Raw genomic sequence first — 26,503 nt, forward strand, 5'->3', positions numbered from 1 at the left:
CGCGGCTTCAATGCCACAGTTCGGCCGCCCGATCTAGGCGGCGCGGGCCTGCAGGGCCAGGAAGGCGGTCAGGATCGCCTGCTTGCGGTCGAGGCTGGCGCCCTCGGTCCGGCTGAACAGGCCGGACAGCCTCTCCCACAGCTGGAGCCAGGATTCAAGGCTGCTCCGTTGCAGCAGCCGGGCGATCAGCTCGGCCTCGCCGGGCACGACCTCGGGCGGCGGCGCCCCGCCGGCGCCGACGCGCAGCAGGCGCGCCAGCCAGCGCTCGAGCAGCTCGCCGACCGTGCGGAAGGCCTCGCCGCTGCTGTCGCGCGCCAGGCGCTCGCCGAACTCGTGCAGCCGCGCAACGTCGAGGCGCGGCAGGGCTTCCAGATAGCGCAGCAGCTCGCGGTAGAGCGCCAGGCCGCCGAGCTCGGCGAGCGCCTCGGCGCGGCCGATCGAGCCCTCCGCGAGTACCGCGAGGCCGCGGCGGTCCTCGGCCTCGAGCTCGGGCCGGAACTCGCCGAGCAGCCGCTCGACCGTCTCGGTCGGCAGCGGCCGCAGCGCCAGCGTCCGACAGCGCGAGCGGATCGTCGGCAGCAGGGCGCCCGGGCTGTGGCTGACCAGCAGCAGGATCGCCGCTTGCGGCGGCTCCTCAAGAACCTTCAGTAAGGCATTGGCTGAATTCGGGTTCATGTCGTCGGCGGAATCGACGACCACGAGCCTGCGGCCGCCGCCGGCCGAGGTCAGGCGCAGGAAGTCGGTAGCCTTGCGCACCGACTCGACCGAGATGTCGCGCTTGGTGCGCCCGGTCTTGGCGTCGACCTCGCGGGCGATGGTGACGAGATCGGGATGGCCGGACGCGCGGACCTGGTGGAAGACGGGGTGCTCGGGCGACATCGCCAGGCTCGCCGGCGCCGGCACCTCGCCGAACAGGCCGGGCCCCTCCTGCCCCACCGCCGCCGCGCCGCCGGCCAGCAGGTAGCGGGCGAAGCGGAAGGCCAGAGTCGCCTTGCCGATGCCGCGCGGGCCGACGAACAGCCAGGCGTGCGGCAGCCGGCCGGAAGCCTCGGCCTCGAGCAGGCGTGCCTCCGCGGCCTCCTGGTCGAGCAGCAGCGGGTTGGCGCGCGGCTCGGGCGCCGCGCTCACGACCAGGCCTCGGCCAGCGAGGGCTGGAGCCGCTCGACGACGCTCTGCCAGACCGCCTGCTCGACCCTTTCGAGGGTCCCCGTGGCGTCGAGCAGCAGGCAGCGCTCCGGCTCGGCGGCGGCGATGGCGTGGAAGCCGGTCCGCACCCGCTCGTGGAAGTCGCGGTCCAGCGACTCGTAGCGGGCGCCGCCGCCCCGGCGCCGCGCCGCGCGCTCGAGGCCCTGCTCGACCGGCAGGTCCAGGATCAGGGTCAGGTCGGGCTTCAGGCGGCCCACGGCGATGTCGTAGAGCGCCTGCAGCTTCTCCGGTGCCAGGCCGTGGCCGAAGCCCTGGTAGGCGGTCGTCGAGTCGGCGAAGCGGTCGCACAGCACCCAGCAGCCGGCGGCTAGGCCCGGCTCGATGGTGCGGACCAGATGGTCGCGCCGGGCCGCGGAATGGAGCAGCGCCTCGGCCGTGCGGTCCCAGCGCTCGGCGGTGCCGTGGACCAGCAGCTCGCGGATCTGCTCGGCGCCGGGGCTGCCGCCCGGCTCGCGGGTCTCGACCACGGCCAAGCCGTGGGCCGCAAGGCGCGCCGCCAGGCGGCGGAGCTGCGTCGACTTGCCGGCGCCCTCGCCGCCCTCGAAGGTGACGAAGCGCCCCCCGGCTCCCGTCATGAGTCCAGCCCGGTCATGCTTCACGCCCGGTCATGGATCCCCTCAGGGCTGCCCCAGGACCAGGTAGCGGGCGGCCGCCGCGATGCGGCCGAAGGAGCCGAGCTTCTCGACGTCGGCCCCGGCGTAGAGCGGAAAGCTCCGGGGTTCGAGGTCGGGCGCGGTCACCGTCAGGGTCGCGATCTCCTGGCCCTTGGCGATCGGCGCCGGGATCGGCGCGTCGTAGGAGACGGTGACCTCCATGCCCGGCCGCGAGGTGCGGTTGAGCGTGATCGCGATCGGGTCCATCGGCACCAGCGGCACGTAGTCCTCGGTGCCGAGCCAGACCGGCGCCTGGTCGAGCGGCTCGGCGGCGGCGGCCAGCTCGTACGTCTTGAACTCGCGGAAGCCCCACTGCAGCAGCCGCTCGCCCTCCTCGGCGCGGGCCCGCACCGAGGGCAGGCCGGTGATGACCAGGACCAGGCGCCGCCCGTCGCGCTCGGCCGAGGCGGTCAGGCAGTAGCCGGCTTCCTCGGTGTGGCCGGTCTTCAGGCCGTCGGCGCCGATGTTGCGGTAGAGCAAGGGGTTGCGGTTCGACTGCTTGATGCCGTGCCAGGTGAACTCGAGCTCGGAGTAGAGCTTGTAGAAGCGCGGGTGGTCCTCGATGATGCGCGTCGCCAGGGTCGCGAGGTCGCGCACGGTCATGTAGTGCTGCGGGTCGGGCCAGCCGGTCGCGTTGGCGAAGTTGCTGCCGGTCAGGCCGATCTCCTCGGCCATCTCGTTCATCCGCTCGGCGAAGGCCTCCTCGCTGCCGGCCAGGCCCTCGGCCAGGACGATCGAGGCGTCGTTGCCCGACTGCACGACGACGCCGCGCAGCAGGTCCTCGACCCGGACCCGGTTGCCGACCTCGACGAACATCTTGGAGCCGCCCTTGCGCCAGGCCTTCTCCGAGACCAGGAACTCGTCGTCGAGCGAGATGCGGCCGGCCTCGATCGCCGCCTCGACCATGTAGGCGGTCATCATCTTCGACATGGAGGCCGGCGGGATCGCCTTCTCGGGGTTCTTGCTGAACAGCACCGTGCCGCTCGTGACGTCGACCAGGAGCGCCTCCCGCGCCTCGGTCTCGAAGGCCGCGGCGCCGCGCGGGTCACCGGCCGCCAGGAGCAGCAGGAAGAGCGGCAGCAGCAGGCCCGCCCGCAGCAGGCGCCCGCGGCGCCCGTCTCGAATCCCGGATTGAAGCATCGTCACCCCTTGCGGTTGGTCTTGATCGAGCCTCCGGCCGCGCCGGCCTGCCGGTCAGCGGACGACGACGTGGGCCTCGGAGAAACCGTAGTCGATCAGCCGGCCCAACAGCATATCAGCCTCGTCGACGCTGGCCAGGGGGCCGAGCTGCACCCGATAGTAGCTGGTCCCGTTGACGTTGGCCGGCGCGACCCGCACCGACCCGAGCGGGTCGAGCCGCCCGGCCAGGCGCTGGGCGTTGACGGGCTCGGTAAAGGCGCCGGCCTGGACGAAGATCGCGCTGGGCAGGACCGCCGTCTGGGTGATGCGGCCGTCGAGCAGTGGCGCCGGCTCCGGCGGCGTCGAGCGCACGACGGCCGGCTGGGCCGCCGCGCGACCCTGGGCGGCCGGTGCCGGCGCGCCGGCGAGCGGCTCGGCCGAGACCTCGGTCAGGGGCACGGCCGGCGGCGCACTGCCCGCCTGGGCGAGCAGCTCGGGCGAGCGGCCCTGGGCGATCGCGGCGAGCTGCAGGCTCTCCTCGCGCAGCACCCGGACGCGGACCTTGGCGGTGCCCCTGCGCGTCACGTCGAGCAGGTCGGCGGCGCGCTTCGAGAGATCCAGGATGCGGCCGTTCTTGTAGGGCCCGCGATCGTTGATCCGCAGCTTGAGGACGCGGCCGTTCTCGAGGTTGGTGACCTCGACCAGGCTCGGCATCGGCAGCGTCGGGTGCGCCGCCGTCAGTGCCTGCTGGTCGTAGCGCTCGCCGTTGGCGGTCTGCTTGCCGTGGAAGCCGGGCCCGTACCAGGAGGCGATGCCCGTCTCGTCGTACGCCAGGTCGGCCTGCGGATAGTACCACTTGCCGGCGATCTGGTAGGGATTGCCGACCTTGTAGCGGCCCACCTGCTCGCTGCCCGGCGGGCCGGCGAAGCCCTTGGCCGTCTGGGCGGCAAACTGGACCTCGGAACAGGCGGTGAGCGCGAGCAGCAGGCTCAGCGCCAGAACCCCCGCCGGACGCACGATCACCCGCAACATCTTGTGGACCTCGGATAGAAAAAGACCAGGATTGGACGGCAACCTATCAGGTGGCGCCGTTGGCCCGCAAGCGGTCGCGGGCGCCGCGCGCGTCACCCGGCCGGGCCACCCCGTCGCAATCCTTCGCTCTCCGCTCAGCCCTCCGCGCGCAGCCGGGTCAGCAGGGTCGGGTCGGCCAGGGCATCGGCCGGGAAGCCGCGAGACTGCTGGTAGTCGCGGATCGCGCCGCGGGTCTGCGGGCCGACCCGTCCGTCGGGCTCGCCGACGTCGAAGCCGAGGCGCGCCAGGTGGGTCTGGATCTCCGTGACCTCCTCGCTGGTCAGGCGCTGCTCGACCGCCGAGGGCTCGGCGGCGAGCGGCGGGCCGCCGGCGACCCGGTCGGCCAGGACGCCGACCGCCAGGGCGTAGAGGATCGAGCGGTTCCAGTCGAGGAAGCGCCGGTAGTTGTCGTAGACCAGGAAGGCCGGGCCGTCGTAGCCGGCCGGCAGCAGCAGCGCGGCCTGGACCTCGGCCTGCGGCAGCGGCCCGCCGTCGGCCGCGCGGACGCCGCGGCGCGCCCACTCCGAGAGCGGCAGCCGGGTCTCGGGGTAGGTGTCGATCGAGGACAGCGAGTGGTCGAAGTCCCGGGGCAGCCGGACCTCGCGGCCCCAGGTCTCGCCGCTGTTCCAGCCGAGGTTCTGCAGGAAGTGCCCGGCCGAGGCGAAGACGTCGGGCAGGCTGCCCCAGATGTCGCTGCGGCCGTCGCCGTCGGCGTCGACGGCGTGGGCGCGGAAGGTCGTCGGCATGAACTGCAGGTTGCCCATGGCGCCGGCCCAGGAGCCCTCCATGCGCACCGGCTCGATATGGCCGGCCTCCAGGATCTCCAGGGCGGCGATGAGCTCGTTGCGGAAGAAGTCGCCGCGCCGCTGGTCGTAGGCCAGGGTCGCCAGGGCGTGGATCACCGAGAAGTTGCCGAAGGTCTGGCCGTAGTTGGTCTCCAGGCCCCAGAAGGCGATCAGGAAGCGGCCCGGCACGCCGTACTCGGCCTCGACCCGCTCGAGCAGGGCGCGATGCTCGCGGTAGAGCTGCTGGCCCGTCGCCACCCGCTGGTCGCTGACCGCGCGGTTGAAGTAGTTCCAGAAGGTCAGGGTGAATTCGGGCTGGCTGCGGTCGAGCTCGACGACGCGCTCGATCGGCGCGTCGATGCCGGCGAAGGCGGCCTCCAGGGTCGCCTGCGAGATGCCCCTGGACCGGGCTTCATCCCGGAAGTCGGCGAGCCAGTCCGCGAAGCTCGGCTGCCCCGGGGAGTCCGACGCGGGCGCGACCTGCGCGTCGCCGGCGGCGACGCTTTGGGTGGCGCAGCCGGGCAGCAGGAGCAGCAGGGCGACGGTCAGGGCGAAGGCGATGGGTTTCGGCATGGGAGGGGACCTTCCGAGGTCGAAGCGGCCTGCTTGTGGCACGGCCGGCGAGTCGAGCGAAGAGCGGCGGGGGGTGCGGAGCCTTGCGGGCGGGCGCGGCGGCATCGTGGCACGGGCTACGCGGCACGGGCTACGTGGCATGGGCGGCATCATTGCACAGGCGGGCGCGGCGCGGGGAACAGGCTGTCGGTCCAGCCAAGCAGGCGGTAGCCGAGCAGGCCCAGCCATTCCTTGAGGCCGCCGTTGAGGCGCCGGAGCCGCCCGGCGAAGTCCAAGAGCAGCGGCGCGCCCGCGGCAGAGGCCTCGAAGTCGACCGGATAGGCCTCGACCTCCCAGCCGGCCGCGCGGAAGCTGGCGACGGCCCGCGGCATGTGCCGGGCGGAGGTCACCAGCAGCCAGCGCTCGCCCGGCTGGGGCTGGGCCAGGCGCAGGGACTCCAGGGCGTTCTCCCGGGTGTTGCGCGAGCGCGTCTCCAGCAGGACTCGCCCCGGCGCCAGCCCCGCGGCCTCGGCCAGCGCACCGGCATAGTCGGCCTCGGTGCGGTCGGGGTCATAGGAACCGCCGGCACCGCTCGAGTAGACGACGGTGGCCTCGGGGTGGCGATAGGCGAGCTCGAGCATGCCCAGGATACGGTCGCCGGCCTCGTTCAGTTCCCCCCGCCCGCTCTGCCGGCTCCGGCCCACCGAGATGCCGCCGCCCAGGGCGACGACGCCGTCGACCCGGGCCGGGTGGGGGTCCGGCGGCGGGAAGCGCCGCTCCAGCGGCGCCAGGATCCACTGGTCGAGCGGCAGCACCGCCACCGCCAGCGCGAAGACCACGCCGCCGGCGAGCAGCCGGTTGCCGAGCCGGCGCCAGCGGCCGCCGCCGCGCCAGGCCAGCAGCCCGCCGAGGCCGAGCGCCAGCAGCAGCAGCGTCTCGGCGTTGACCAGCCACCAGACCAGCTTGTTGACCCAGAACAGCATCGGCGCCCCTGCCCTTTGGACCGGCTTGCCCGAGGCGGGCCCCCGCGGTCAAGCCGGCGTCAGGGGTTCTTTGCGCGCGGCTCGTCGGCCTCCGGCTCGGCCGCAGGGCTGAGGGCCGGCGCATCCCGGCCGCTTCGCGCGACCGCCCTTCCCCGCCGGGCCCGGCTTTGCTAAGCCGGCGGGACCTCGCGGGAGGGGTGGCCGAGCGGTTGAAGGCACCGGTCTTGAAATGCGGGTAGACCGATAGCAGGCCGCGCATTCGTGTGCGCTACCGCGCAGTTCTCTGCGCCGCCGAAGCGCAATCAGCGCACTGCAGCGCAGCCTCCTATCCGCTCGTGGTAGGCTGTGCGGTGGCAATTCGGGTGGCAAGGGAGACGACCATGAAGCGCGACATGGACCTGTGCCGGCAGATCCTCTTCAAGCTGGAGGAGATGGATCGGCCGCCGCGCGGGACCGCGGACTTCGAGGGGCGCTTCCGAGAGGCGCCGGCAGAACTCTACTACCAGGTCTACCTCCTCAAGGATGCTGGCCTGATCGAGGCAATGGACGCTAGATCGTCCAGCGGCGACCGCTGGTTGCCCCAGAAAATCACCTGGGCTGGTCAGGAGTTCCTCGACGCGGCCCGGAGCGATACGGTGTGGAGCAAGGCGAGGGCGCGCGCGACCGAAGTCGGAGGTACGCTCGCCTACCAGATCCTCAAGGAGCTCTGCCTGCAGTACGCTCGCGAGCAGCTTGGGCTGCAGCGGTAGAGGCTGCCGGCAGCCGGTACATCGCCGGGAAGCCCCGCCGCACCTGGCGCAGCCGTTCGAGCTGCCCGGCCGCGACCAGCCGATCGGCAAGCGCGGCGTCCTCGGGGTCGACCAGGCACTGCCAGTACCCATCGAGCTTCGCCAGCAGCCGGGCCTCGGCGTCTTCGTACTCGTCGGCGTCCGTGGTCGCGTGGTCGGTCACCGGCTCCTCCTGTGCCCGCGGTGGACACCGAGGATGACCCCAACGCCGGCGCGTCGCATCAGCGGCCACTGGCGGCCCAGGACGGCGATGCAGGCATGTGAGGCTCCTCGCGGCAGCCCGTGAGGCAAACCTGCCCGTCCTGGGGCTCCCTGGCGGCCTGGCGGGCAAAGAGAAGGGCAGCCGAAGCCGCCCCTGGCCGTCGCGGAGAAGGGGCGCCGGCAAGCGTCCCCTCTGCCGTTACCCTGCGTCGACCGCCTGCGGTCGCGACTTCAGGAGCGTCCGCCGGTCGAGCTCGATGCCCTGGCCGACAAGGGCCGCGGTCATCCGTTTGGCGTCGGTGACGTTGGCCTCAAGGGCATCGAGCAGCACGTAGACCGCATGCTCGCGCGCCGCGATCTCCGACCGCTCCATGTTGCTGCGATTGACGGCGAGATCCTGCCACATGAGCTGCAGGGCGCGAACGCCCTCCAGCGCGGAGCCGGTAGCCTCTTCGAGGGAATCGGGGTTATTGGTCCGGTAAGCCATCCTTGCCTCCATCTCAGGCGGGTTGGTCAGGGCCGGCGCCTCTGTTGCCGCAGGGGCGCCGGTCCGCCTATTGCCGCACGGACCGATTCGCGCGTCAAGGCGACGATCCTGTTACATCGCAACCAGCAGGGGCACAGGATCGGTTGCATCGGGGCTCTGCCAGCCTCGCAGCCTATCGGCTACGGTTGGTCAGGCTGTTCACCGGGTGGTTTCGGCCATGGGAACTGCTGCTGAGGATCCTCAGGCGGCAGATCGAGATGCGCGACATGGATCCCCCGCAGTCCTGCGCGGGCAGCCATCCCTAGAACCTGCTGATCGCCCGCATATATCGCCTCCGCCTGCTCGGTCTTGGCGACGGCCACGATCTGATAGTCGAACTTGATCTTCGCGCGAGGCGAGGACGGATCTGCGCGGGCCCGGAGCCCGCCTCGGCTCATCGCCTCCCGCATCATCAGTGCAGCCTCGATGGCGGCAATCTGGTCGAACGGTGCGACTCTAAAGCAGCTCTGCCGTTCAATGATCTCGAGGTACCCAACATCCCCGTCCCCGGCGACCACCAGCACCTCGCTCAGCACCGGCGTAGGGATAATGATCTTGGCTCGATCATCGGCGAGGCTCTTGATCAGGTAGTTCACCCTCTCGCGTACCCTCGGTATCTCTTCGCGGGTTTCGGGATCGGGTGGCGCCGGGGCGTCTTCGCTGAGGAACAGCAAAAGCACCGATGTGTCGATCGCGACGATCAATGCTGACTAGCCTCGTCGTCTCTAAGCTCTTCCAGAGTGCGGCGAGCCTCCTCCGGACTCGGGCGCGCGCCAGGGGCCTTCCGGAGCGACTCGATCACATCGCGCAGATCGCCGCTCTCCAGAGCCTCAAAGCTCTCGACTTTGAAGTTCCTGAGCGTCCAATTGCCGTCTTCCTCTCGAAGCCACCGACCGCTGCCATGGATGCGGATCGGCTCGAACAAGTGGTGCCCGAGCTTCCGAGCTAGGCTCCGGTCTCGCGTTTCGCAGCCGGTGTACTTGATGCTCCCGTTCAGCAGTTGCAGCGAGATCGTCTGATCCGTGCCGCCAATGCTGACCAGAAGGCCGTCGAGGCTGCCCCTCTGATTGAAGGGGCCATACGTCTTTGGTTTCGGACGGTCGCGCCCAGGAAAGCGGATGATCTCTCCGGTCGGCCGCGCTTCACCATCCTCATAGAGGCTGCCGGCTGCGTTGTCGTCGGCCATCAGTCGGTCGAGATCATCGAACGCCTTACGAACTTCCTTCGGCGCCTCTCCTCGGGCTGCCGCCACCAAGCGCTCACGCACCTTCGGCACGTCCTCGAAATCGACCCGAGCGACCAGCTGCGTGCTACCCGTCTCAACGGTCTCAAAGTGCACGCTCTTGTCGTAGCCCATAAGGCTGGCGAAGCCCTGCATATAGCTCGCCAGCCGCGCCATCGGGATGGTCGCGGGGCTATAGGCGTCGATGCGGAGCCTGTAGATCGTGCTCATGATCCGATACCGTCACTGGCAGTAACCCCTGGGATGGTCACCAGTTTCCCCGGAAGCTGCACCGCCGTACTGCGGCGAGCATCTTTGCCCGCCCTATCGAGAGATGGCAATCTCCTTCGCGGTCGCGCGAGCGTCACCCCGGCACTGCCTCGCCCGGTGCCCAGAAGAAGTCCTGATCGAACTCCTGCCGATAGCGCTGCTCCAGCCGGCGGAAGCCCTGGCGGTAATCGGGGTCGAGCTGGGTCTGGAGCTGGTCGAACAGCAGCCGGTCGAGCGCCAGGCGCGCGTACCAGACCGAGGATCCCGGCGTGTTGTGGCGCAGGAACCGGACCATATCGCGGCCCCAGTTGGCGTCGTCGCCGCCGGCCGCCGTCGCGATGTTGCCGGCGGTCAGGCTGGCCACGTCGTCGATGATCCCGAAGGCCGGACCGCCCAGGAAGGTCGCCGCGAAGCTGCGTCCCTCGCGGCTGATCCCGGCATAGAGGAAGTCGCCGAAGATGCCGGCGCCGCCGCCCTGGACGAAGGCCGCCGCCCAGAAGCGATGGTCGGCCATGTCGCGCGGCTCGCGGCCCTTGGCGATCTCCTTCATCTGCATCGCCCAGGCGCCCATGACCGTCATCGAGAGCACGATGCTGGCCAGGTACTGCCCGTGGTCGCCGCCGCGCGCCTGGCGCAGCCCGCGCATCCCGTGGGTCAGCGCCATCGAGACCGCGAACGACTTGAACTGCCCGAAGGTGCGCAGCAGCTCGCCGCTGAGGGTGCCCGGCCGGGTGCTGCCCAGGATCGTCGCCCGCTCGACCGCGCCCGGCGTCGGCACCGCGAAGGCGGTCTCCTCGAGCACCATGCCCATCAGCTTGGTCGCGGCCTCGGCCCGCGCGCCGCCCTGCTTCGCCAGCGCCTCGGGCCAGATGAAGCTCACCCCGTCCTGCTCGAGGGCGTCACCCGTCCTGATCAGGTTCCAGTCGTCAGGCGTCAGGCCGTAGCGGCGGAACTGGCGCTGGAAGGGGTCGGGCAGCCGCGTGAACGGCACGTCCGACAGGTCCGCCAGCTCCGCATAGAAGGCTTGCCCAAAGGCCTTCCGCGCCGCGTCGGTGTGGGTGGAGAGGAACGAAGCCCGCAGCACCGTGTCGGCGACCCGCGACGGCAGCTCGGTGCCGACCACATCGAGGGTGTGCCGGCTGGCGGCGTGCATGGTGCGCAGCCCGGTCTCGGCGACCAGGCCCAGCTTCGTCGCAAGGCGCCGGTCAGCCTCGTTCGCCGGGTTCAGGCCCTTCAGGTAGAAGCCGAGCAATTGCACTGTGTCGAGCCCGTTGAACTTGGCCGTCTGCCGCAAGGTCGAGAAGTCGGTGACGCTGGAGAGCATCGCCGAGCCCAGCTTCGTGGACGTTGCCCAGCTCCTGAGCCCGCGCATGAAGGTGGCCGCACCCTCGTTGACCGGACTGTGCGCCTTGCCGGTCACCTGGTCCCAGATCGCTCCCAGGTGCCGCTCGGCGCCGGCGGGCCCGTAGTCGAACAGGCCGCTCTTCTCCTTGCTGCCGGCCCACTGCTTCGCCAAGTCGATCATATGGCGCGCTGAGGCCTCCGGGTTCGGACCGAACTGCTCGAGCAGGGCGATGTCGCGGGCGATCGAGCGCACATGCCCGGTGACCACGTCCATGATCCCCTCGCGGCCCATGCCGAAGCGGTCGTTGAACTCCAGCCAGGCGTCGGCGCTGGTCCACTCGAAGACGCGGGGATCGCTGCGGCTGTTGGCCAGCTTGGTCCCGCCGCGCCGGCCCGGCACCAGCTCCGACAGCCCGTTGGTGCGGATCTTCTCGTAGGCCTCGTCGATGATCTCGACCGCCTTCAGCCGGGTCACCGGGGCGCCGGTCTCGAAGTCCCGGATCGCGAGCCGCCCGGTCTCCAGCGCCGTCATCATGTGCTCGCGGAAGGCCTGGCCGCCGGCTGAGATCACCTTGTCGCGCTGCCAGACCTGCGGCAGGCGCCAGCTCTCCTTGCGCTTGAGCGTCCCGCCGGCGGCGTTGAAGCGGCTGACCGCATAGTCGGTCATCTCGCCCCACTGCGCCGCGGCCGCCCGGCTCATGTCGTGCCGACGTTCTCGCCGTAGAGCTCGCGCACGAAGCGCTCCAGGCCCATGGAGTTGCGGCGCAGGCCCGCCATCTTGCTGCGGAACTGCTCGACACCCGACACCCACATCGCGAACAGCAACTTCTCGACGGCCATCTGCCGGCCCTCGGCGGAGCCGTAGGAAGCCGAGTCATGCAGGTCCCGGCCGATCAGCGCGGCGACCCCAGCGACCATGCCCTGTGGATGGCTCTCCGCCATCGCGCGCAGCTCGGTCACCCTGATCACATGGAGAGCCGTCTTCCGCTTGCGCTCGGCGGCCTCGGCGACCAGATCGGCCGCCACCTTCGCCGCCGCCTCGGCCTCCGCCTGGCTCTGCCCCATGGTCTTGGCGAACTGGTCGGTTTCCCGCTTGAAGCGGCGCAGCAGATCCTCGGCCTGGGCGCGGGTGAGACGGCCGGCGTCGACCGCGTCGCCCAGGCACTTCTCGATCCGGCTCATGCGACCTTCCTCTCCCCTGCGCTGTCAGCGCCTCCGACACTGCTTGCCGTGATCGTCGGCGCGCTTTCCATCAATCGGTGCGTGCGGCCGTTGAAATCGGGGCTCACTCGCGGTTGGCCCGGATCTTGCGGCGCCTGCGGGACCAACCAGGAGGAAGCCATGCGCACGCTATCCTGCATCCTTACCCTTGCGGCCGGTCTGGCCCTCTCTGCGCCCGCGTCGGCCGGCGTCCTCTGGAACGAGTCGATCGACGGCGACCTGGACGGATCGCAGATCTTCGCCTTCGACATCGGTCGCAGCGATGCCGCAGGGCGGGCATCCGCACTCGACCAGGACGCTTTCACCTTCACCGTCCCTACTGGGGCTTATCTGTGGGCGGGCGTGTTCTCGATGCAGACCCGGTACGAAGGTGGCGCGTTTACGGTGTGCATCGACGCCTGGTGCAGGGGCACTGCGACCCACAAGGGAGACCGGCCATTCTTGAAGGCCAACAACTACGAGGATCCATTCCCGTCGGGAACCTACGCTTTGACGATCGATATTCATGGCGCGGCGACTGTCGATTACGAGCTTTTTATGTATGTCGGGACGGATCCCGAAAGGCCGCCACTTCTGGCATTGCAGGAAGTCCCGGAACCGGGGGCGCTTGCGCTGATCGGCGGCGCGCTCCTGGGTCTCGCCGCCCTGAAGCGCCGCCCGCGCTAGGCCGCCAGCTTCAGCGGTCGACGCGGCGCCCGCCCCCGGCTGTCGACCACGGCGGGCTGCGGCGCCCGTCATCGAACAGGCCGCCGCCTGGGTGATGTAGTCAGTTGCGTGCGGGGTGGCTGACGGGCATTCAGCGGTTCAGCCGCCGATCCGAGCAGGTTCACGAAGGCGCCGTAGCCGGCGGCCGCAGCCGGGTCGGTCGTCCGCATCCGTTCGTAGACTGCGCGGAAGGCGCCGGCCTCCTGCGGCCCGTCGGGGCCCTTGGCGATTGCCTCCAGCGAGCGAAGCACCTGCACGTCCTCGTCGGCCTCGGCTAGTGTCCGGTCGGTCGTCATCGGCCGCGGCCCCCGGGCAGGCCGTCCAGCACCGCGTCATGGGCCCGGCGCTCGCCGTCGGCGAAGTCGGCCGAGAGGTCGTAGCGGAAGGTTGGCGCCCGCACGTCCAGCCAGCTCGAGGCCCGCAGCGCGCAGACCGTGTTGCGCAGCCGCACCGCCACCGCTCCCGGCATCAGGTTCTCCATCGCCCAGGACTCCGGCTTCTGCAGCCCGTGACGCTGCGCAAGCTGCGGAACCTCCACTCGGATCTCTGCAGCCAGGTCGCCAGCCTCCTGCACCGCCTCCGCGAACGCCCGCAACGCATCCTCGGCCCGTTTCGCCGCCGCCAGGCGCCGCTCGGCCTTGCGCCGGAGCACGGCCACCTCACGCGCCACCGTGGCCTCACGCTCGCGCTGCTCCGCCTCCGCCAGCCGCTCCCGGGCGCTGGCAATTGCATCGTCCTGGCTGCGCAGGTCCTGCTGCAGCTCGTACTCGCGAGCAGTCGCCCGATCGAGCGCTTTCTGAGCCTCCGCGTCGCCCTCGGCCGCGGGGAAGGCGTTGGCCTTCCGCGAGTCCACCGCGCCCTGCAGCCGCGCCGCGAGCGCATCGCGCTTCGACTGGAGATCCTGGACCCTGTTCCTCCAGTCGGCCGGGCTGTCGCCCTTGCCCAACACCCTCGCCAGAGCGTTCATGCCGCTTCGCCTCCTCCGTTGCCCAGTTCGCCGCTCGCGGCCGATCTCTCCACCAATCCGGCGCCGGATCAGCCCAGCCAGCCGCTGAAGGTGTCCTCGTCCGGCCGGGTCGGGGCCAAGTACTGGCTGACGAGGACGTCTTCCCAGACGTCGCGGTTGGCCGTACTGAAGAAGGAGCGCAGCGAGACGACGGTCCCGAGGAAGTCGCCGCCAGTCCCATAGGGGTGGGTCACGCTCGCCAGCTCGGTATCGCCGGCCGCGTTCAGCACCCGCGCGGTGAAGACGCCGGCCGCCGTGCGCTCTACCTCCAGCGTGTAGGTCGTGTCCTCGACGGGCGACCAGTCGTCCGTGTCGTCGGATAGGCCGGCGTCACCATCGATGTCGCGGAGCTGCAGGCTAGAGCTATTGACGAAGGCGAGGGCGCCGTCGTTGTAATCGAGGCCGAGGCAGATCCCCATGATGGCGATCGAGGGCGACCAGCGGAAGTGGGCTCGAACGTGCAGCGCGACGGTTGACGTATCGACCGAGGCCCAGGCTGTCGTGTTGAGGTTCCGGATGCCCTCGACAGTCCCGCCGCCGCCGTCGTCCCATCCCCGATACTGGCTCGACGACCAGGCCCGAGTCCCGCTGCCGCCGAGGGCGTTGTTGAGGTTGACGCCGTCGGGGTTCGCGCCACTGGCAAGGCCGGAGAAGTCTTCCGATGCGATCGCTGCGCCCTGGGGCATCTCTAAGCAGCTCCCTTGAACCAGAAGTCGGGATTGCCCTTCCCAACCACTTTCGCGAGCGGGTTCATGCCGCATCCCCTCCCTCGCCGGCCGACTCGCCGGCGGCTGCCTGATAGAGCGCTGTGACCTCTGCCACCGCGTCACGGTGCCCCGGGTGCAGGCGGTCGACGTAGGGGTGCCCCTCGCCGGCATCCTTGAGCTCCGCCTGCTTCGCCTCGAGCCGGCTGCGTGCGGTCGCCTGCTCGGCCGACTGCCCGGCCGCCGGCGCCGCCGCCCGGGCCGTCTCGCCGCCGTGGCCGAGCTCGTGCAGCCGGGTCCAGGCCCGCGAGAGGTAGGCCTGCGCGCCGTCGCCCTTGTCGACCAGCGAGCGCGAGAAGGCCGCGTTGTCCCGCAGCTCGGCGATAGCCTCGCGAGCCTGGTCGGGCGTCATCTTCTCGATTGCCGACAGCACCGCGGCGTCCTCCGGATCCAGCCCGGACAGGTCCGGCGCGCCGGCCGTGCCCTCGCCGGCGGAAAAGACCCCGGCCTGCGTCGCGCTCCGGACTTGCTCGGCGGAGAGCTTGGCAAGCGGCAGCGGCTCGCCGGCGTCCGTCTGCGGATGCTCGGCGTTCCAATAGTGCAGCTGCAGGCTGCTCTCGACTGCGAGGCGGTGGTAGGCGTGCGTCCGGTCGGTCATCGCCTTGACCACCTCCGCCTGCTGCCGCCCCCAGGCCAGGATCCGCGCCGCCTCCGCCCGCGTCATCGGCTCGGCGCGCGGCTTGTCGATCGTCTTCGCGTACTCGGGAAACGCCTGAAGGAAGAGCGCGCGGATGTCCGCCATCAGCCGACGCTCGCCTCGAGGATCGCGCCCTCGATCGCGCGCAGAGCCGCGATAACCTGCCCGGTGCCGGGCCCGCTGCCAGGCTGCCAAGTGACCAGAACCTCGACCAACGCGGCGCCGTCCTCGGCCTCCGTGTCCACGGTCACCGCGTCCTTGCGGCTGGTGCTGGCGGAAAACTGATAAGCGGCCATTTTTCAGATCCTCCGGACTTCGCGAGGGAATCGTGCGAGGGGAAGGGGGCGGCTGGTGTGGCGCGCGCCGAATTCTGGCCCCCGCCCCCTCGGATTGCCGGCGGCCGGTCGAGACCCTCAGGCCCCCCTCATCGGTCTTCGCTCCCGCTGTCGATGGTGACGGCCGGCAGGGGCGCGCCGTCGTCCGGCTGCTGGTTGCCGAAGAGAAAATTGAAGGTGATGCCGCCCGCCGGGAACGACGCCTCGCCGCCGCCGATGACGCCCGCGCCGGTCAGTGCCGCCCGCGCCAGGTCGGCCCGCACCCGCTCGGAGACGGCGCCGCCCAGCAGGTGCTCGAAGACCCCGATCGCGCGCGGCACGGTCGAGCCCCGGAAGAACTTCCGCGCCTTGGTCTGGATCAGCTCTTGGCCGCGGTCGGAGTTGATGTGCCGGGACAGCGCCTCGCGCGTTCGGCCGACCTTCTCGGCTGCCTCGGCGATGGTGTCGGCCTCGCCGCGCATCATCAGGTCGACCGCCTGGCCGACCCAGGGCGACAGAGGCCTGGCAGCGCGCGCAGGAGCCGCTTTCCGCGGGGCGTCGGTGTCAGAGACCGGTGCCAGGCGCTCGCTATTGCTTTGATCCGCAACGGCTTCCCGGTGAGCCGAGCGGCTCTTGCCACCGCCCTTGCCACCCGCCGCGCTCTCCGACCTGCTCCGGCCCCGGTCGTCCATTGTCCTGTTGCTCCTCACTGCGCCGTCACCGTGAGGTCTTCGATTCGGAGGCGGAAGGGGCTGTAGCATGTGGCGCAGCAACCTGTGGCGTGCGCTGCAGCAGTGCGCCGATCATGTAGGAGTTTGGCAGGGGGATGACGGGCTCGGCGCCGAGAGCGGCGTACCACTCGAGCAGGCGCTCGTAGCTGGGCCGCCGGCCGCTCTCGTAGCCGCGACAGGTGCCTTCCCGCCAGTGGGCGAGCCGGTCGACCTTGGCAGCCGAGAGCCCGAGGACCACGCGCAGCCGTGCGAGCTGGTCGACAGGGGTGCCACCCTGGATCGCGCCGTTGACCTCGACCGCCGGGCGGTCGCTCACGGCCGCAACCCTCGAGCCAGAGAGCGCGGAAGCCGGGCCGGCTGGCGGGTGCTGGCGGCGCGCCCTGCCCGTCCCGCCCGATCGGCCGGCAGGCGCGTGACCCCTCGCGCGAGGCGCCAACGTCTCCCGCTCACCCCTGCTGCAGTCCTTCGGGCAAGGTTTCCGCCCCGCTTGTGGCTCTGCTGCTGGGTACGGAGCGCCCAGGTTTCCGCCCCCGGACAGACCGGACACCCCCTAAAGGGGGTTGTCCTGTCCTGTCCGGTGCCCGGCCCGGACAACCGCGCAATCTGTCCGGTCTTGTCCGGTCTTGTCCGGGTCATCGGGCCAACCACACGCGATCGTTATGAAAGCCAATGATTTCCTTGTCTTGGAGCGTCTGAAACGCGCGCTTGAAGGCCTTCCGCAGCGCCTCCGACTTGTCCTTTGAGTTGTCCGCCGCGACGAGCCCATGCGTCCCGCAGGCAGTGCGCCAGAGGCTGAGAGAGATGCCCTTGACGTTGCGAGGTGTCCGGTCGGTTGCCGGCAGGATCTCGCCGCTCCGGTCGATCTCGTTCTGCAGGATGGAGAGGGCGATGCTGGTCTGTGGCGACAGCTTCGGACGACGGGCTGTCACCTGTCCGACCGCCTCGCATTCGGCGAGCGCCAGGCTCCCCCTCACCCGGCCCGACTCGTCAGGGGGTAGTGGCACCTCGACCGTCTTGAAGGCGAAGGTTTCGCCGGTACGATGGTCGCGTTGCTTCTCGGACCGCACGCTGACGATCGGCTGCGTGCCGCTGATGGAGAGCTCGGTATCCGCGGCCGCCCGCAACAGCGAGTGGCCGCGGGCGCCCTTCGCCTCGTCCTTGCCGCTGTGGTGGACCAGCATGACGTGGGCGCCGGTCTCGGCCCGGATGCGGTCCATCTGCATGACGAAGGCTCCCATGTCCTCGGCACCGTTCTCGTTGCCGCCGGCCATCGCCCGCGAGAGCGTGTCGATGACGACCAGGCCGAGTTCCAGCCCCGGCTCGAGCGGCAGTGCCTTCGCTTTCTCGATCAGAGCTGAAACGTGGCCACCGTCGTTCTCGGGGGAGCGAAGGTTGATCGGATTGACGCTGACGAAGAGCGGGATGTCCTCGGGGACGCAGTGGTGCAGCCGCATCGCCTCCAGGCGATCGACGAACCCGCGACCACCCTCTGCGACGACGTAGAGCACTGCGCACCGGCGGACGCGGCGTCCGCGCCAGGGGGTCCCGTCGGCCAGGCACCGCGACAGGTCGATTGCGAAGAAGGTCTTGCAGGTGCCAGGAGGGCCGTACAGGACCGAAAGCGCGGTGCTGTCCAACAGGTCCTCGACCAGAGCCTCGCGTCGGGGAATCCCGCGCAGTTCGGTCCAGTGGAGCAGTTCCACTTCGCCTTGAGCCGCCCGCCCCGAGCCGCGCCCGTCGCTCTCCGGCAGCGGCGGCTCCTGGGGGCGCTCGGCCGGCGCCGTCTGCGCCTCGTCATCACGCAGCATCGCGTCGAGCCTCCGCTACGGTGATGGCAGTGGCCCAGCGCGCGCATTCGGCCGCCCGACGCGCCAGCCTCTCGGCCACCGCCGGCGAGCTGCAGCGGATCTCCGCGAAGCCGCTCAGCAGGTCGCGCGGGTCAGCCCGCCAGTCGAGCACCGTTGCCCCCTGCCCCCCCGCCCGCACCCAGGCAAGCGGGCTCGCGCGAAGGTGCAGCACCGGCCGCGGCTGGAATCGCGCGTCGTCCAGATCGCCCAAGACGCCAGCGGCGCCCGTCCTGCGCCACCAGCGCTGCGGGGCGCTGGGGCGCCAGGCGACCAGGTCGACGATGCTCAGCCAGCCGCCGTCTCGCCGGTCGTGCTCACCGGCGGCGACCATGAGCAGGGGCTCGCCTTCCGGGTCGGGAGCGAACAGGATGGCGCTGTCAATCCGGCCGCGACCAACGGCAACGATCGAGCGCCCGGGCGGCAGTTCCGCCAGGCTGACGCCGATCTGCTCCAGCAACGCGAACTCGGCCCGGCCCATTGCGCCAACGACGGCGGCGAACTCGGCCGCGATCTCGTCGCGGTCAGCCACCGCCACCTCCCGCCAGGCGCTCGAGCTCCGAGGAGGCCTTCCGCAGCGCCTCGGCAACGCGCAGGGCCCGGCCGGGTAGGAGACGCACACCCTTCCGGGTCGGGCGCAGCTCGCCGGCGACGGCCGCCCACAGGCGAAGGTCAACGCCGTACCGGCCGTTCTGGTCGACAGCGACCCGGACGCGCAGGCGCCTGCCCTGGCCGGCGTCCTCGTCCAACAGGAACGGGTCGAGCGGAGCGTGCAGCGCCGCTTGCGCGGCTCGGGCGCTGCTGGCATGATTCGGAACTGCTGTTTCGCTAAGAGCCCGGTTCCCGCTGCCAGTGCGGGGCCGGGCTTTTTCGTCAGGCGGCCTCGCCATGCTCGGCTGCGCCCTTCAGCGCCTGCTCGGTCATCTCAGCGAACCGCTGCTCCATCGCGGCTATCGGCACGATCAGCTTCCGGCCAACTCGCACGGTCGGGATGACCCCCTCCTCGGCGAGCTGATACGCGCGCCTCTCGCTCACATTCAGGAACTCCCGCCCGGCCTCGGGAACCGTCATCGTCCGCTTCTGGACGCTCTCCATGGTTTACCCTCCTTCAGAGGACGCAAGATGTTGTGTCCGCTGATCGTCCTACTGCGGGCCTTGCGCCGCAACGCGATATCTGGAAGAATTGGATTATCCGTATTTTTCCAGATGCTCGGAGGGCCGATGGCAACGATCTCGACCCACTTCGAATGGCAGGTGGACTCGAAGGGCTACCGGTTCGAACGAAGCCACAAGCCGAAGGGATCGCTCCTCGGCCGCCGCGAGCACGACGCGATCGTGCGAAGAGGCGGCGGCCTGCAGACCCGGCACCCACTCGAGCACTTTGACACGCTCTACAAGCAGTTCTCAGAGCTGGATGACTCGGTTGAGGCTTACATCGACTTCGCGTCGAAGTTCGGCCCGCTCACCGAGAACGGGCACGCTCCAGAGGGCGACCCAGTCGAAGATTGGCGCTTCTGGGTCAGCTACATGAAGCATCTCATCGTCGTGCGGGAGGTTGACCCTCAGAAGCTGATCTACGACGCCCCGAGTCCGACAGAGTTCGGTCGGATGCGGGCAAGGCTGGTCGCCCAGGGCCCCGGCGGCCGGCCCGCCCTTCGGCTGATACCGGTTTCGCTGCGCGACGCCCTATGGCTCCAGTTCGCGCAGTCGACAGTTTCAGGCGCCGATCTTCGCACCTGCGACTGGTGCGGAACGTGGTTCGAATCCGGCGGTGGTGCCGGCCGCCGAGCGGGAGCCCGGTTCTGCTCGGAGAAATGCCGCTCGACCTTCAACAATCGCAAGAAGTCGAAAGGGGTGCGCTCATGAGTACCGGACACATCCGACAGCGCTCGGCTGGCAGCTGGGAGATCAAGTGGGACGCCGGGACCGACCCGCTGACCGGTCGGCGCCGTACGCGCTTCGCCACGGTCAAGGGCACGAAACGTGACGCCCAGCGGGCGCTCCGCGAGCGCCTGGGCGCCGTCGACCGCGGCGAGATCCCCGACGCCGGCAAGATGACGCTTGGGCAGTACCTCGAGCAGTGGCTGACCGCCCAGGAGAGCCAGGTGTCGGCCAAGACGCACGAGCGCTATTCCGAGCTGGTGCGCGGCCACCTGATCCCGGGCCTGGGCGCGGTGAAGCTCGGTCAGCTCCGGGCCGCAACCATCGAGGCCTTCTATGCCGACCGGCTCAAGAGCGGCCGGAAGAACGGCAAGGGCGGCCTGTCGCCGCGCACCGTGCGCCATCTGGACCGGGTGCTGAATGCCGCCCTCCGCCGCGCCCGCCGGCTCGACCTGATCGCGAGCAACCCCGTGGAGCTGGTCGAGCGGCCGGCCGTCCAGCCGAAGGAGATCGAAGTCCTGGACCCTCGGCAGGCGGCCATGCTCCTCAAGACGGCCGAGGGCACTCGGCTGCGGACGCCCCTGTTCTTGGCCCTAGCGACGGGGCTGCGCCGCGGCGAGCTGCTGGCCCTACGGTGGCGCGACCTGGACCTTGACCGCGGGCAGCTCACCGTCGCCCAGGCGCTCGAGCAGACGACGGCCCACGGCCTGCGGTTCAAGGCGCCGAAGACCAGGCGCAGCCGGCGAACGGTCAAGATCGGCCCTGCAGTGGTCGAAGAGATGCGGGCCCACAAGCGGCGCCAGGCCGAGGAACGCCTGAGGGCAGGCCTGGGCAAGGACGAGCTCGATCTGGTGTTCGCCACCGGCGCCGGCGCGATCGTCGACCCGCGCACCTTCTCCAAGGAGTTCGCGCGGCTAGTCGCGAAGGCAGGGGTGCCGGCGGTCGGGATCCATGCCTTGCGGCACACGCACTTCACCGAGCTGCTGAAGGCCGGGATTCACCCGAAGGTCGCCGCCGACCGCGCGGGCCATGCGAGCGTCGCCGTGACCATGGACATCTACTCGCACATCGTCCCCGGCCTGCAGGAAGGTGCCGCGCTCCAGATCGACGGCGCCCTGAGAACGCTCCTCGAACAGTAGCCGGACGCGCCGGTGGCAATCGGGTGGCAAGCGCGCTAGTTTTCCCGCCGCCCGGCGCCAGGAATGGCAGTTTTCCTCGCCGGAGGGGTGGCCGAGCGGTTGAAGGCACCGGTCTTGAAAACCGGCAGGGGCGCGAGCCCCTCGTGGGTTCGAATCCCACCCCCTCCGCCACCTTTCAGTCGCGAACCCGATGCAAGCTGCCCGATGGGTCCTTTCCTGTCGTTGGCGGTCTGAAAGAAACCTGCGGTCCGTCCTGTCCGAAACGGACATCAATCGCAGGCGCTCCGGGCTGGTGAGCCTCCCCCAAAGCGGCGGAGTCCGTAGAGGACTTTCAGGTGGCGGTGGAAGAAGGCTCGCTTGAAAACAAGCATCAAACGCGGCTTAATCTAAGAACTGGTTGTTATTGAAAGTGGCAGGTCAGGCTTTGTTTACGTGCGTGTCCGGGAACCTTATCCCCGTGGCGCTGTGCCGGACCAATCTTCGGGCAGGGCCATCGCAAGGCGACTGTCGATAGGCCGGTCGTTGTCTTCGAAGCCATGTAATCGCCGTCCGTTGCCTATTGTCTTGCAGGGGTCTATTCATGAAAAATCTTGCGAGCGGAACGACATCAGAGCCGCCGCGGCATGTGCTCGTCTCGACACGGCTCAGTCCCTCGGTCGAAATGGCCCGCTGGCTCTTCGAAGCCTATCGCATTGCCTATGAGGAACAGGCCCACGCGCCCATCTTCCATGCCTTCGTGTCGAAGCGACACAGGGTCGGGATCGAGCTCCCGCTGGTCCTGACGCCCGACGGGCCGTGGGTCGGGCTGAAGGGTTTCCTTTTCGGGCTGGACGCCAAGACGCGGCCGGGACAGAGGCTGCTCGGCGAAACGCAGGCGGAGCGGGAGCAGACCCTCGAATGGGTCGACCTGTTCTACGACAAGCTCTTCTGGCCCGCGGTTCAGGTCTATTACCACTTCATGCTCGATCACCGAGAGACGGTGACGAAGTACGCGGTGGACCGCGCGCCAAGCTGGCAGAAAGTCCTCGTATCGAGAGGCTTTCGCGTCTGGCGCAAGGGGATGCTGGCCGGGATCAAGCTCAAGGGTTTCGATCTGGACGCGACGCTTGGCCGTATCGACGCGGCCTTCGACGCGGTCGAGGCCGCCTGCGAGGGGCAGCCCTTCCTCGGCGGAGCCCGGCCGGGCACGGCGGATATCGTCTTTGCCTCGCTCTCGGGGCCGCTGCTCCTGCCGGGGAAGTTCGCGGCCCCCTTGCCGTCGCTGGAAGAGCTGCCGACGGCCTATCGCAAGATCGTCGAGCGCTACCGCGCGCGGCCCGCCGGCCGCATCGCACAGGAGATCTACGAGACCGCGCGGCCCGAACCGCAGCCGCCGATGAAACGACCGCGTATCGGATGGTCCCCGACCGGATGGCTGGCCGGTTCGACCCTTCCCGCCCTGGCGCTGCGGACCCTCGTGCGCTTCCGCCCGACCCTGCGCCTGCGCGGGACCGTCTTCGCGCTCTCATGGGAGAACGTCACCGAGGTCCTGCGACGCGACAGCGATTTCGCCATCGAACCGGTCAACAAGGAAAGAATCACGGCGGTGAGCGGGCCCTTCATCCTCGGCATGGATCGCTCCGCGCCAGACATCTTCGCGCAGCGCGAGGCGGTCTACACGGCGATGCGCGAGGCCAGGATGAGCCCGGCGCGCAGCCTACTCGACACCGAAGCGCGGCGGCTGCTCGAGGACGCGGCGGAGCGGCACGGCCGGATCGACCTGGTGAACGGCTACGCCCGCCTGGTAGCCGCGCGGACCGCAACGGCGATCTTCGGCATCGCAGGGCCGACCGAGGCGGACATGACCCGCGTGCTGCGGGCGGTGTTCCACGAGACCTTCCTCAATCCCAAGGGCGACAACGTCGTGCGGGACAAAGGGATCGCCGCGGGTCGGGAGCTGGGAGACTGGATCGACGCCGAGATCGCGCGGCGCGGCGATCGGCCCGAGGACGACGTTCTCGGCGGCCTGATCCGGGCACAGAAGGCCCTGCCGCTCGAGCCCGAGGCCGTGCGCTGGATGCTGGCCGGGCTGATCGTCGGCGCCGTCGATACGACGGCGACGGCGGTCGCGAATGCCGCACGGGTGCTGCTTTCGCGGCGGCGCACCCTCGAGGCGGTCCGCCGCGATCTCGACGATCACGACCGGATGTTGAGTTGGTGCTACGAGGCCCTGCGCCAGCTTCCGCACAACCCGGTCGTCCTGCGCAAGACCCAGCACGCGACCTCGCTCGACGGGATGCAGATCGCGCCCGGCACCAGCGTGATCCCGGTGACGCTTGCGGCGATGCAGGATGCGAGCCGCTTCCCGCGGCCGGGCCGGCTCCTGCCCGGGCGAGAGATGCGTCGATACCTGCATTTCGGCTACGGGCTGCATTGCTGCTCCGGCCGCGACGTCAACGACCGACAGATCCCGGCGCTGGTGGCGCATCTGCTGCGGGCGGGCGCGACCGGGGTCGAGCGCTACCACGCCCGCGGACCCTTTCCCGACGAAGTGATCGTCAGGCTCGGAGCGGACCGATGACCTTTACCTACTTGACCATCGCCCTGCCGTTCGACGGCGCCAGGATCGGCGCCGTCGACGAGATCCTCGCGACCGAAGGCCGGCAAGCCTATCGGGGCGGCCGCGTGCGCAAGAGCCTGCGCGGCAAGGGCGTGCATTTTCTCAGCATCACGACGGTGCCGGAAGGCATCGGCTCCGGCGCGTTCCTGGTACTCGAATCCTCCCATGACGGCGACCGGAACTCGGCGATCCGGACGCTGGCGGACAACTTGTCGGAGAGCCTCACGGCGATCTTCGAGGGGGCGGGTATCCGGGTCACGGGGGGCGATATCGCCGGGCTGCTCCGGGAGCACTCGATCGAGACCGGGACTGGGCTCTTCTCCGTGCCGGGGCTGAACCACCGCGGCGTCCCGGGAATGACGGTCGACCGCATCTTCCGGGAAGAGGATTTCGGCAACAGGGTCCGCGATCTCGTCGTGGCGGACCGAAGCGACGCTTCGCGGCTGCAGCGGCTGCGCGCTTTGCGCGAGGCCGTCGCGAAGGACGAGGCCCAGGCGGACATGATGAAGACGGACGACGTGTCCTTCCTCTACCCCGGCCCGGCCGGCGCGTTCGGGCCCGCGGCGCTGCTCGGGCTGGTCGGGCGGGGCATCGTGAACTTCGCCTGGCCGGGCCTGATCGTCGCGGCGCTCACGACACTCCTGGCGGGGATCTGGATCGGTGCGACCTCCGGCCCCTGGGCGGGGATCGGCATGGCGGCGCTGGTCCTCCTGCTCTGGTGCCTGGTCCTGGTCGCGGCGGCCGGCGCGCTCTACGCCGGGCTCCGGCGCCGGGAGACGACCGACGCGCCGGACGACAGCGCACCCGCATACCAGGTCCTGAGCGATGTCATGGGCATCGAGGACGATGGCGACGTCAACCACCTCGCCGGCATCTCGGTGATGAAGGCGGGCCGGCTGCGGCGGTTCACTTTGCGCCTCGCCTTCTGGTTCGTCGGCGAGCTTGCGGCGACACGCTTCCGTCCCGGGTTCCTTGGCGATCTCGGCACGATCCATTCCGCACGCTGGGTGCTGCTGCCGGGCACGGACAAGCTGCTGTTCTTCTCCAACTACAGCGGCAGCTGGGAGAGCTACCTGGAGGATTTCATCACCAAGGCCTCGACCGGCCTGACGGGGGTCTGGAGCAATACCGAGGGCTTTCCGCGCACCTCCAACCTCTTCTTCGACGGCGCGACCGATGGCGACCGGTTCAAGCGATGGGCGCGGCGCCAGCAGCGGCCGTCCTGGTTCTGGTATCGCGCCTATCCGAACAAGACCACGCATACGGTCCGGCTGAACGCCGCGATCCGGCATGGGCTGCTCACCGCGGCGACCGAGGACGAGGCAGCCGCCTGGTTCGACCTTTTCGGGTCGTCCCAGCGAAGGGCGGCGACGCTCCAGACGGACGAGATCCAGAAGATCCTGTTCGGCGGCATGGGGTCGCTGCGCGACGGCGTATGCCACCTGATCCGGCTGCCCGAGGACGCAGACGCGGCGCGCGACTGGCTGCGCAAGGTCGAGCCGATGATCTCCTACGGTGACGACAAGCCCGGCGCGACGGCTACCATTCTCGCGCTGACCGCGACCGGACTGAGCCGGTTCGGGCTGACGGAAGCGGAGCTCGCCACCTTCCCCGCCGCGTTCCGCCAGGGCATGGCCGAGCCCCGCCGCGCCCGGTCGGTCCTGATGGACACCGGGGAGGACAAGCCCGCCACCTGGGACTGGGGGCAGACGGAGAAGCCCGTCGACGCGGCGCTCTATGTGCTGTCCCGGGTTCCCGACGAGGGGACGGAGAACAGCGCCGGGGCCCACGCAAGCGAGGTCGTCGAGGCGCTCCAGGCGGCCGGCGGCGCGCTGGTCTGGACGATCGAGGCCGAGCGCCTGCCCGAGGACGCCCCGGTGCGCGAGCCCTTCGGCTTCGTCGACGGCGTATCGCAGCCGATCCTGCGGGGCATCCCGCGCTGGCGGCAGAACCAGAATTCGCGCGACGTGGTCGAACCGGGCGAGTTCATCCTCGGCTACCCCGACAACCGCGGCTACCTGCCGCCCTCGCCGAGCGTTGCCGCGACAGCGGACCCCGCGAACCGCCTGCCCGCCGTGGATACGAGCACCGCAGACGCCGACTGGCCGGATTTCCGCCGCAGCACCGCCAATGCCGACCGCGACTTCGGGCGCAACGGGTCGTTCCTCGTGATCCGCGAGATGGAGCAGGACGTGGACAAGTTCCGGCAGCAGGCGCTGGAGCTGGCCGACCAGCTGGCCGACCACCCGGCCCGGCCGCACGGCCTCTCCCGCGACCAGTTCGCGACCTGGATCACGGCGAAGTCCATGGGCCGGTGGCCGGATGGAAGCTCTCTGACACGCCATCCCTTCGCGCCGGCGAGCGGCTGGGACGGCAAGACCCCGATCCGGCCGGACAACGACTTCCTGCACGGGGTGGAGGATCCCGACGGCAAGCGCTGTCCCTACAGCGCCCATATCCGCCGAAGCAATCCGCGCGAGAGCTTCGAGCCGGGCTCGGAGGAGCAGCTTTCGATCGTGAACCGCCACCGGATCCTCCGCGTCGGCCGACCCTACGCGCGCGGCGCCGGCCCGTCACGCAAGCGCGGGCTCCTCTTCCTGTGCCTGAATGCGGATATCGAGCGGCAGTTCGAATTCGTCCAGCAGACCTGGGCGATGTCGCGTCAGTTTCACGGACTGACCGACGAGGTCGACGCCATCGTCGGTCGCGGGGGAAAAGCCGGGCAATTGACCATTCCCACGTCCTCCGGGCCGATGTGCGCCAAAGGCTTCAACGACGTCGTTCGCATTCGGGGCGGGGCCTATTTCTTCCTGCCGAGCAGAAGCGCCGTCGCCTTTCTCGCGGGATTGAAACAGGGCGGTTCCGGCGCGGATGGTCTGGGCAGTGTTCAGAGATAGGCGCTCTCGGAGCGCCCGAGTGCGCGGTGCGTAGCAGACCGACTT

Annotated in this window: 28 protein-coding genes and 1 tRNA gene; 7 read left to right on the plus strand and 22 right to left on the minus strand. The window is 70.0% G+C overall.

All coding sequences use genetic code 11. The features are described from left to right. Nucleotides 1-33: 33 nt before the first annotated feature. From WD341_RS01755 to WD341_RS01780, 6 genes are all read right to left on the minus strand, one after another. Nucleotides 34-1,128, minus strand: coding sequence for a DNA polymerase III subunit delta' (locus tag WD341_RS01755; RefSeq protein ID WP_368423688.1), 1,095 nt, complete (start codon nt 1,126-1,128; stop codon nt 34-36). Continuing rightward, the gene (gene tmk / locus WD341_RS01760) at nt 1,125-1,781 is read right to left on the minus strand and encodes a dTMP kinase (protein ID WP_368423689.1); all 657 of its coding nucleotides are present in this window, start codon (nt 1,779-1,781) and stop codon (nt 1,125-1,127) included. Before tmk ends, WD341_RS01755 begins: the two co-directional genes overlap by 4 nt. Nucleotides 1,782-1,823: 42 nt before the next feature. Continuing rightward, nucleotides 1,824-2,999, minus strand: a complete 1,176-nt coding sequence (locus WD341_RS01765; RefSeq protein WP_368423797.1) for a D-alanyl-D-alanine carboxypeptidase family protein — start codon at nt 2,997-2,999, stop codon at nt 1,824-1,826. Nucleotides 3,000-3,053: 54 nt separating this feature from the next. Continuing rightward, a complete protein-coding gene (locus tag WD341_RS01770; protein ID WP_368423690.1) occupies nt 3,054-4,001 on the minus strand; it encodes a septal ring lytic transglycosylase RlpA family protein in 948 nt (315 codons plus the stop codon). 143 nt (nt 4,002-4,144) lie between these two features. Beyond that, entirely contained in the window at nt 4,145-5,407 is a 1,263-nt protein-coding gene (locus tag WD341_RS01775; RefSeq protein WP_368423691.1) for a lytic murein transglycosylase, read from the minus strand. A 149-nt stretch (nt 5,408-5,556) separates the two neighbouring features. Next, complete coding sequence (locus WD341_RS01780; RefSeq protein WP_368423692.1) at nt 5,557-6,369, minus strand: YdcF family protein; 813 nt, start codon at nt 6,367-6,369, stop codon at nt 5,557-5,559. A gap of 380 nt (nt 6,370-6,749) precedes the next feature. Between WD341_RS01780 and WD341_RS01785 the strand changes: the two genes are divergently transcribed. After that, on the plus strand, nt 6,750-7,118 hold the full coding sequence (locus WD341_RS01785; protein ID WP_368423693.1) for a DUF2513 domain-containing protein: 369 nt from the start codon (nt 6,750-6,752) through the stop codon (nt 7,116-7,118). On the opposite strand, the gene WD341_RS01790 is transcribed toward WD341_RS01785, so the two are convergent. The 6 genes from WD341_RS01790 to WD341_RS01815 all read right to left on the minus strand — a co-directional run bounded on the left by WD341_RS01790 (nt 7,066) and on the right by WD341_RS01815 (nt 11,902). After that, nucleotides 7,066-7,320, minus strand: a complete 255-nt coding sequence (locus tag WD341_RS01790; RefSeq protein WP_368423694.1) for a hypothetical protein — start codon at nt 7,318-7,320, stop codon at nt 7,066-7,068. The genes WD341_RS01785 and WD341_RS01790 overlap by 53 nt on opposite strands. 237 nt (nt 7,321-7,557) lie before the next feature. After that, nucleotides 7,558-7,845 carry a hypothetical protein gene (locus WD341_RS01795; RefSeq protein WP_368423695.1) on the minus strand — a complete coding sequence of 96 codons (288 nt, stop codon included), beginning with the start codon at nt 7,843-7,845 and terminating at the stop codon, nt 7,558-7,560. 179 nt (nt 7,846-8,024) lie between these two features. Continuing rightward, the gene (locus WD341_RS01800; protein WP_368423696.1) at nt 8,025-8,588 is read right to left on the minus strand and encodes a hypothetical protein; all 564 of its coding nucleotides are present in this window, start codon (nt 8,586-8,588) and stop codon (nt 8,025-8,027) included. After that, a complete protein-coding gene (locus tag WD341_RS01805) occupies nt 8,585-9,337 on the minus strand; it encodes a hypothetical protein (RefSeq protein ID WP_368423697.1) in 753 nt (250 codons plus the stop codon). Before WD341_RS01805 ends, WD341_RS01800 begins: the two co-directional genes overlap by 4 nt. Before the next feature lie 133 nt (nt 9,338-9,470). Beyond that, the gene (locus WD341_RS01810; RefSeq protein ID WP_368423698.1) at nt 9,471-11,420 is read right to left on the minus strand and encodes a hypothetical protein; all 1,950 of its coding nucleotides are present in this window, start codon (nt 11,418-11,420) and stop codon (nt 9,471-9,473) included. Continuing rightward, nucleotides 11,417-11,902, minus strand: a complete 486-nt coding sequence (locus WD341_RS01815) for a hypothetical protein (protein ID WP_368423699.1) — start codon at nt 11,900-11,902, stop codon at nt 11,417-11,419. Before WD341_RS01815 ends, WD341_RS01810 begins: the two co-directional genes overlap by 4 nt. Nucleotides 11,903-12,061: 159 nt before the next feature. On the opposite strand from WD341_RS01815, the gene WD341_RS01820 reads away from it, so the two are divergent. Further along, nucleotides 12,062-12,607 (plus strand): PEP-CTERM sorting domain-containing protein, encoded by a 546-nt coding sequence (locus tag WD341_RS01820; RefSeq protein ID WP_368423700.1) that lies wholly within the window; start codon nt 12,062-12,064, stop codon nt 12,605-12,607. Between the two features lie 68 nt (nt 12,608-12,675). Here the strand turns inward: WD341_RS01820 and WD341_RS01825 are convergent, their stop codons facing one another. The 10 genes from WD341_RS01825 to WD341_RS01870 form a co-directional block, all read right to left on the minus strand. Continuing rightward, nucleotides 12,676-12,942 carry a hypothetical protein gene (locus WD341_RS01825; RefSeq protein ID WP_368423701.1) on the minus strand — a complete coding sequence of 89 codons (267 nt, stop codon included), beginning with the start codon at nt 12,940-12,942 and terminating at the stop codon, nt 12,676-12,678. After that, the gene (locus WD341_RS01830; protein WP_368423702.1) at nt 12,939-13,613 is read right to left on the minus strand and encodes a hypothetical protein; all 675 of its coding nucleotides are present in this window, start codon (nt 13,611-13,613) and stop codon (nt 12,939-12,941) included. The genes WD341_RS01825 and WD341_RS01830 overlap by 4 nt, the downstream gene beginning before the upstream one ends. 68 nt (nt 13,614-13,681) lie before the next feature. Beyond that, a complete protein-coding gene (locus WD341_RS01835) occupies nt 13,682-14,338 on the minus strand; it encodes a hypothetical protein (protein ID WP_368423703.1) in 657 nt (218 codons plus the stop codon). 64 nt (nt 14,339-14,402) lie between these two features. Next, nucleotides 14,403-15,158, minus strand: coding sequence for a hypothetical protein (locus tag WD341_RS01840; RefSeq protein ID WP_368423704.1), 756 nt, complete (start codon nt 15,156-15,158; stop codon nt 14,403-14,405). After that, nucleotides 15,158-15,349: a hypothetical protein gene (locus WD341_RS01845; protein WP_368423705.1), complete on the minus strand. Its 192-nt coding sequence runs from the start codon at nt 15,347-15,349 to the stop codon at nt 15,158-15,160. The genes WD341_RS01840 and WD341_RS01845 overlap by 1 nt, the downstream gene beginning before the upstream one ends. Nucleotides 15,350-15,477: 128 nt before the next feature. Continuing rightward, nucleotides 15,478-15,852, minus strand: a complete 375-nt coding sequence (locus tag WD341_RS01850; RefSeq protein ID WP_368423706.1) for a hypothetical protein — start codon at nt 15,850-15,852, stop codon at nt 15,478-15,480. A gap of 232 nt (nt 15,853-16,084) precedes the next feature. Beyond that, nucleotides 16,085-16,414 carry a helix-turn-helix domain-containing protein gene (locus WD341_RS01855; RefSeq protein ID WP_368423707.1) on the minus strand — a complete coding sequence of 110 codons (330 nt, stop codon included), beginning with the start codon at nt 16,412-16,414 and terminating at the stop codon, nt 16,085-16,087. 316 nt (nt 16,415-16,730) lie between these two features. Next, nucleotides 16,731-17,906 (minus strand): AAA family ATPase, encoded by a 1,176-nt coding sequence (locus WD341_RS01860; RefSeq protein WP_368423708.1) that lies wholly within the window; start codon nt 17,904-17,906, stop codon nt 16,731-16,733. Next, a complete protein-coding gene (locus WD341_RS01865) occupies nt 17,896-18,474 on the minus strand; it encodes a hypothetical protein (RefSeq protein WP_368423709.1) in 579 nt (192 codons plus the stop codon). The genes WD341_RS01860 and WD341_RS01865 overlap by 11 nt, the downstream gene beginning before the upstream one ends. Before the next feature lie 341 nt (nt 18,475-18,815). Next, entirely contained in the window at nt 18,816-19,037 is a 222-nt protein-coding gene (locus tag WD341_RS01870; protein WP_368423710.1) for a helix-turn-helix domain-containing protein, read from the minus strand. Nucleotides 19,038-19,163: 126 nt separating this feature from the next. Between WD341_RS01870 and WD341_RS01875 the strand changes: the two genes are divergently transcribed. The 5 genes from WD341_RS01875 to WD341_RS01895 all read left to right on the plus strand — a co-directional run bounded on the left by WD341_RS01875 (nt 19,164) and on the right by WD341_RS01895 (nt 26,458). Beyond that, on the plus strand, nt 19,164-19,808 hold the full coding sequence (locus tag WD341_RS01875) for a hypothetical protein (protein ID WP_368423711.1): 645 nt from the start codon (nt 19,164-19,166) through the stop codon (nt 19,806-19,808). After that, nucleotides 19,757-20,962, plus strand: coding sequence for a tyrosine-type recombinase/integrase (locus tag WD341_RS01880; protein ID WP_368423712.1), 1,206 nt, complete (start codon nt 19,757-19,759; stop codon nt 20,960-20,962). Before WD341_RS01875 ends, WD341_RS01880 begins: the two co-directional genes overlap by 52 nt. Before the next feature lie 81 nt (nt 20,963-21,043). Next, a tRNA-Ser gene (locus WD341_RS01885) sits at nt 21,044-21,133 on the plus strand. Between the two features lie 409 nt (nt 21,134-21,542). After that, nucleotides 21,543-23,522 carry a cytochrome P450 gene (locus WD341_RS01890; RefSeq protein WP_368423713.1) on the plus strand — a complete coding sequence of 660 codons (1,980 nt, stop codon included), beginning with the start codon at nt 21,543-21,545 and terminating at the stop codon, nt 23,520-23,522. After that, nucleotides 23,519-26,458 carry a Dyp-type peroxidase gene (locus WD341_RS01895; protein ID WP_368423714.1) on the plus strand — a complete coding sequence of 980 codons (2,940 nt, stop codon included), beginning with the start codon at nt 23,519-23,521 and terminating at the stop codon, nt 26,456-26,458. Before WD341_RS01890 ends, WD341_RS01895 begins: the two co-directional genes overlap by 4 nt. The last annotated feature ends 45 nt before the right edge of the window (nt 26,459-26,503 follow it).

This window comes from Tistlia sp., assembly GCF_040905785.1.
In the GTDB taxonomy this organism is placed as follows: domain Bacteria; phylum Pseudomonadota; class Alphaproteobacteria; order Kiloniellales; family DSM-21159; genus Tistlia.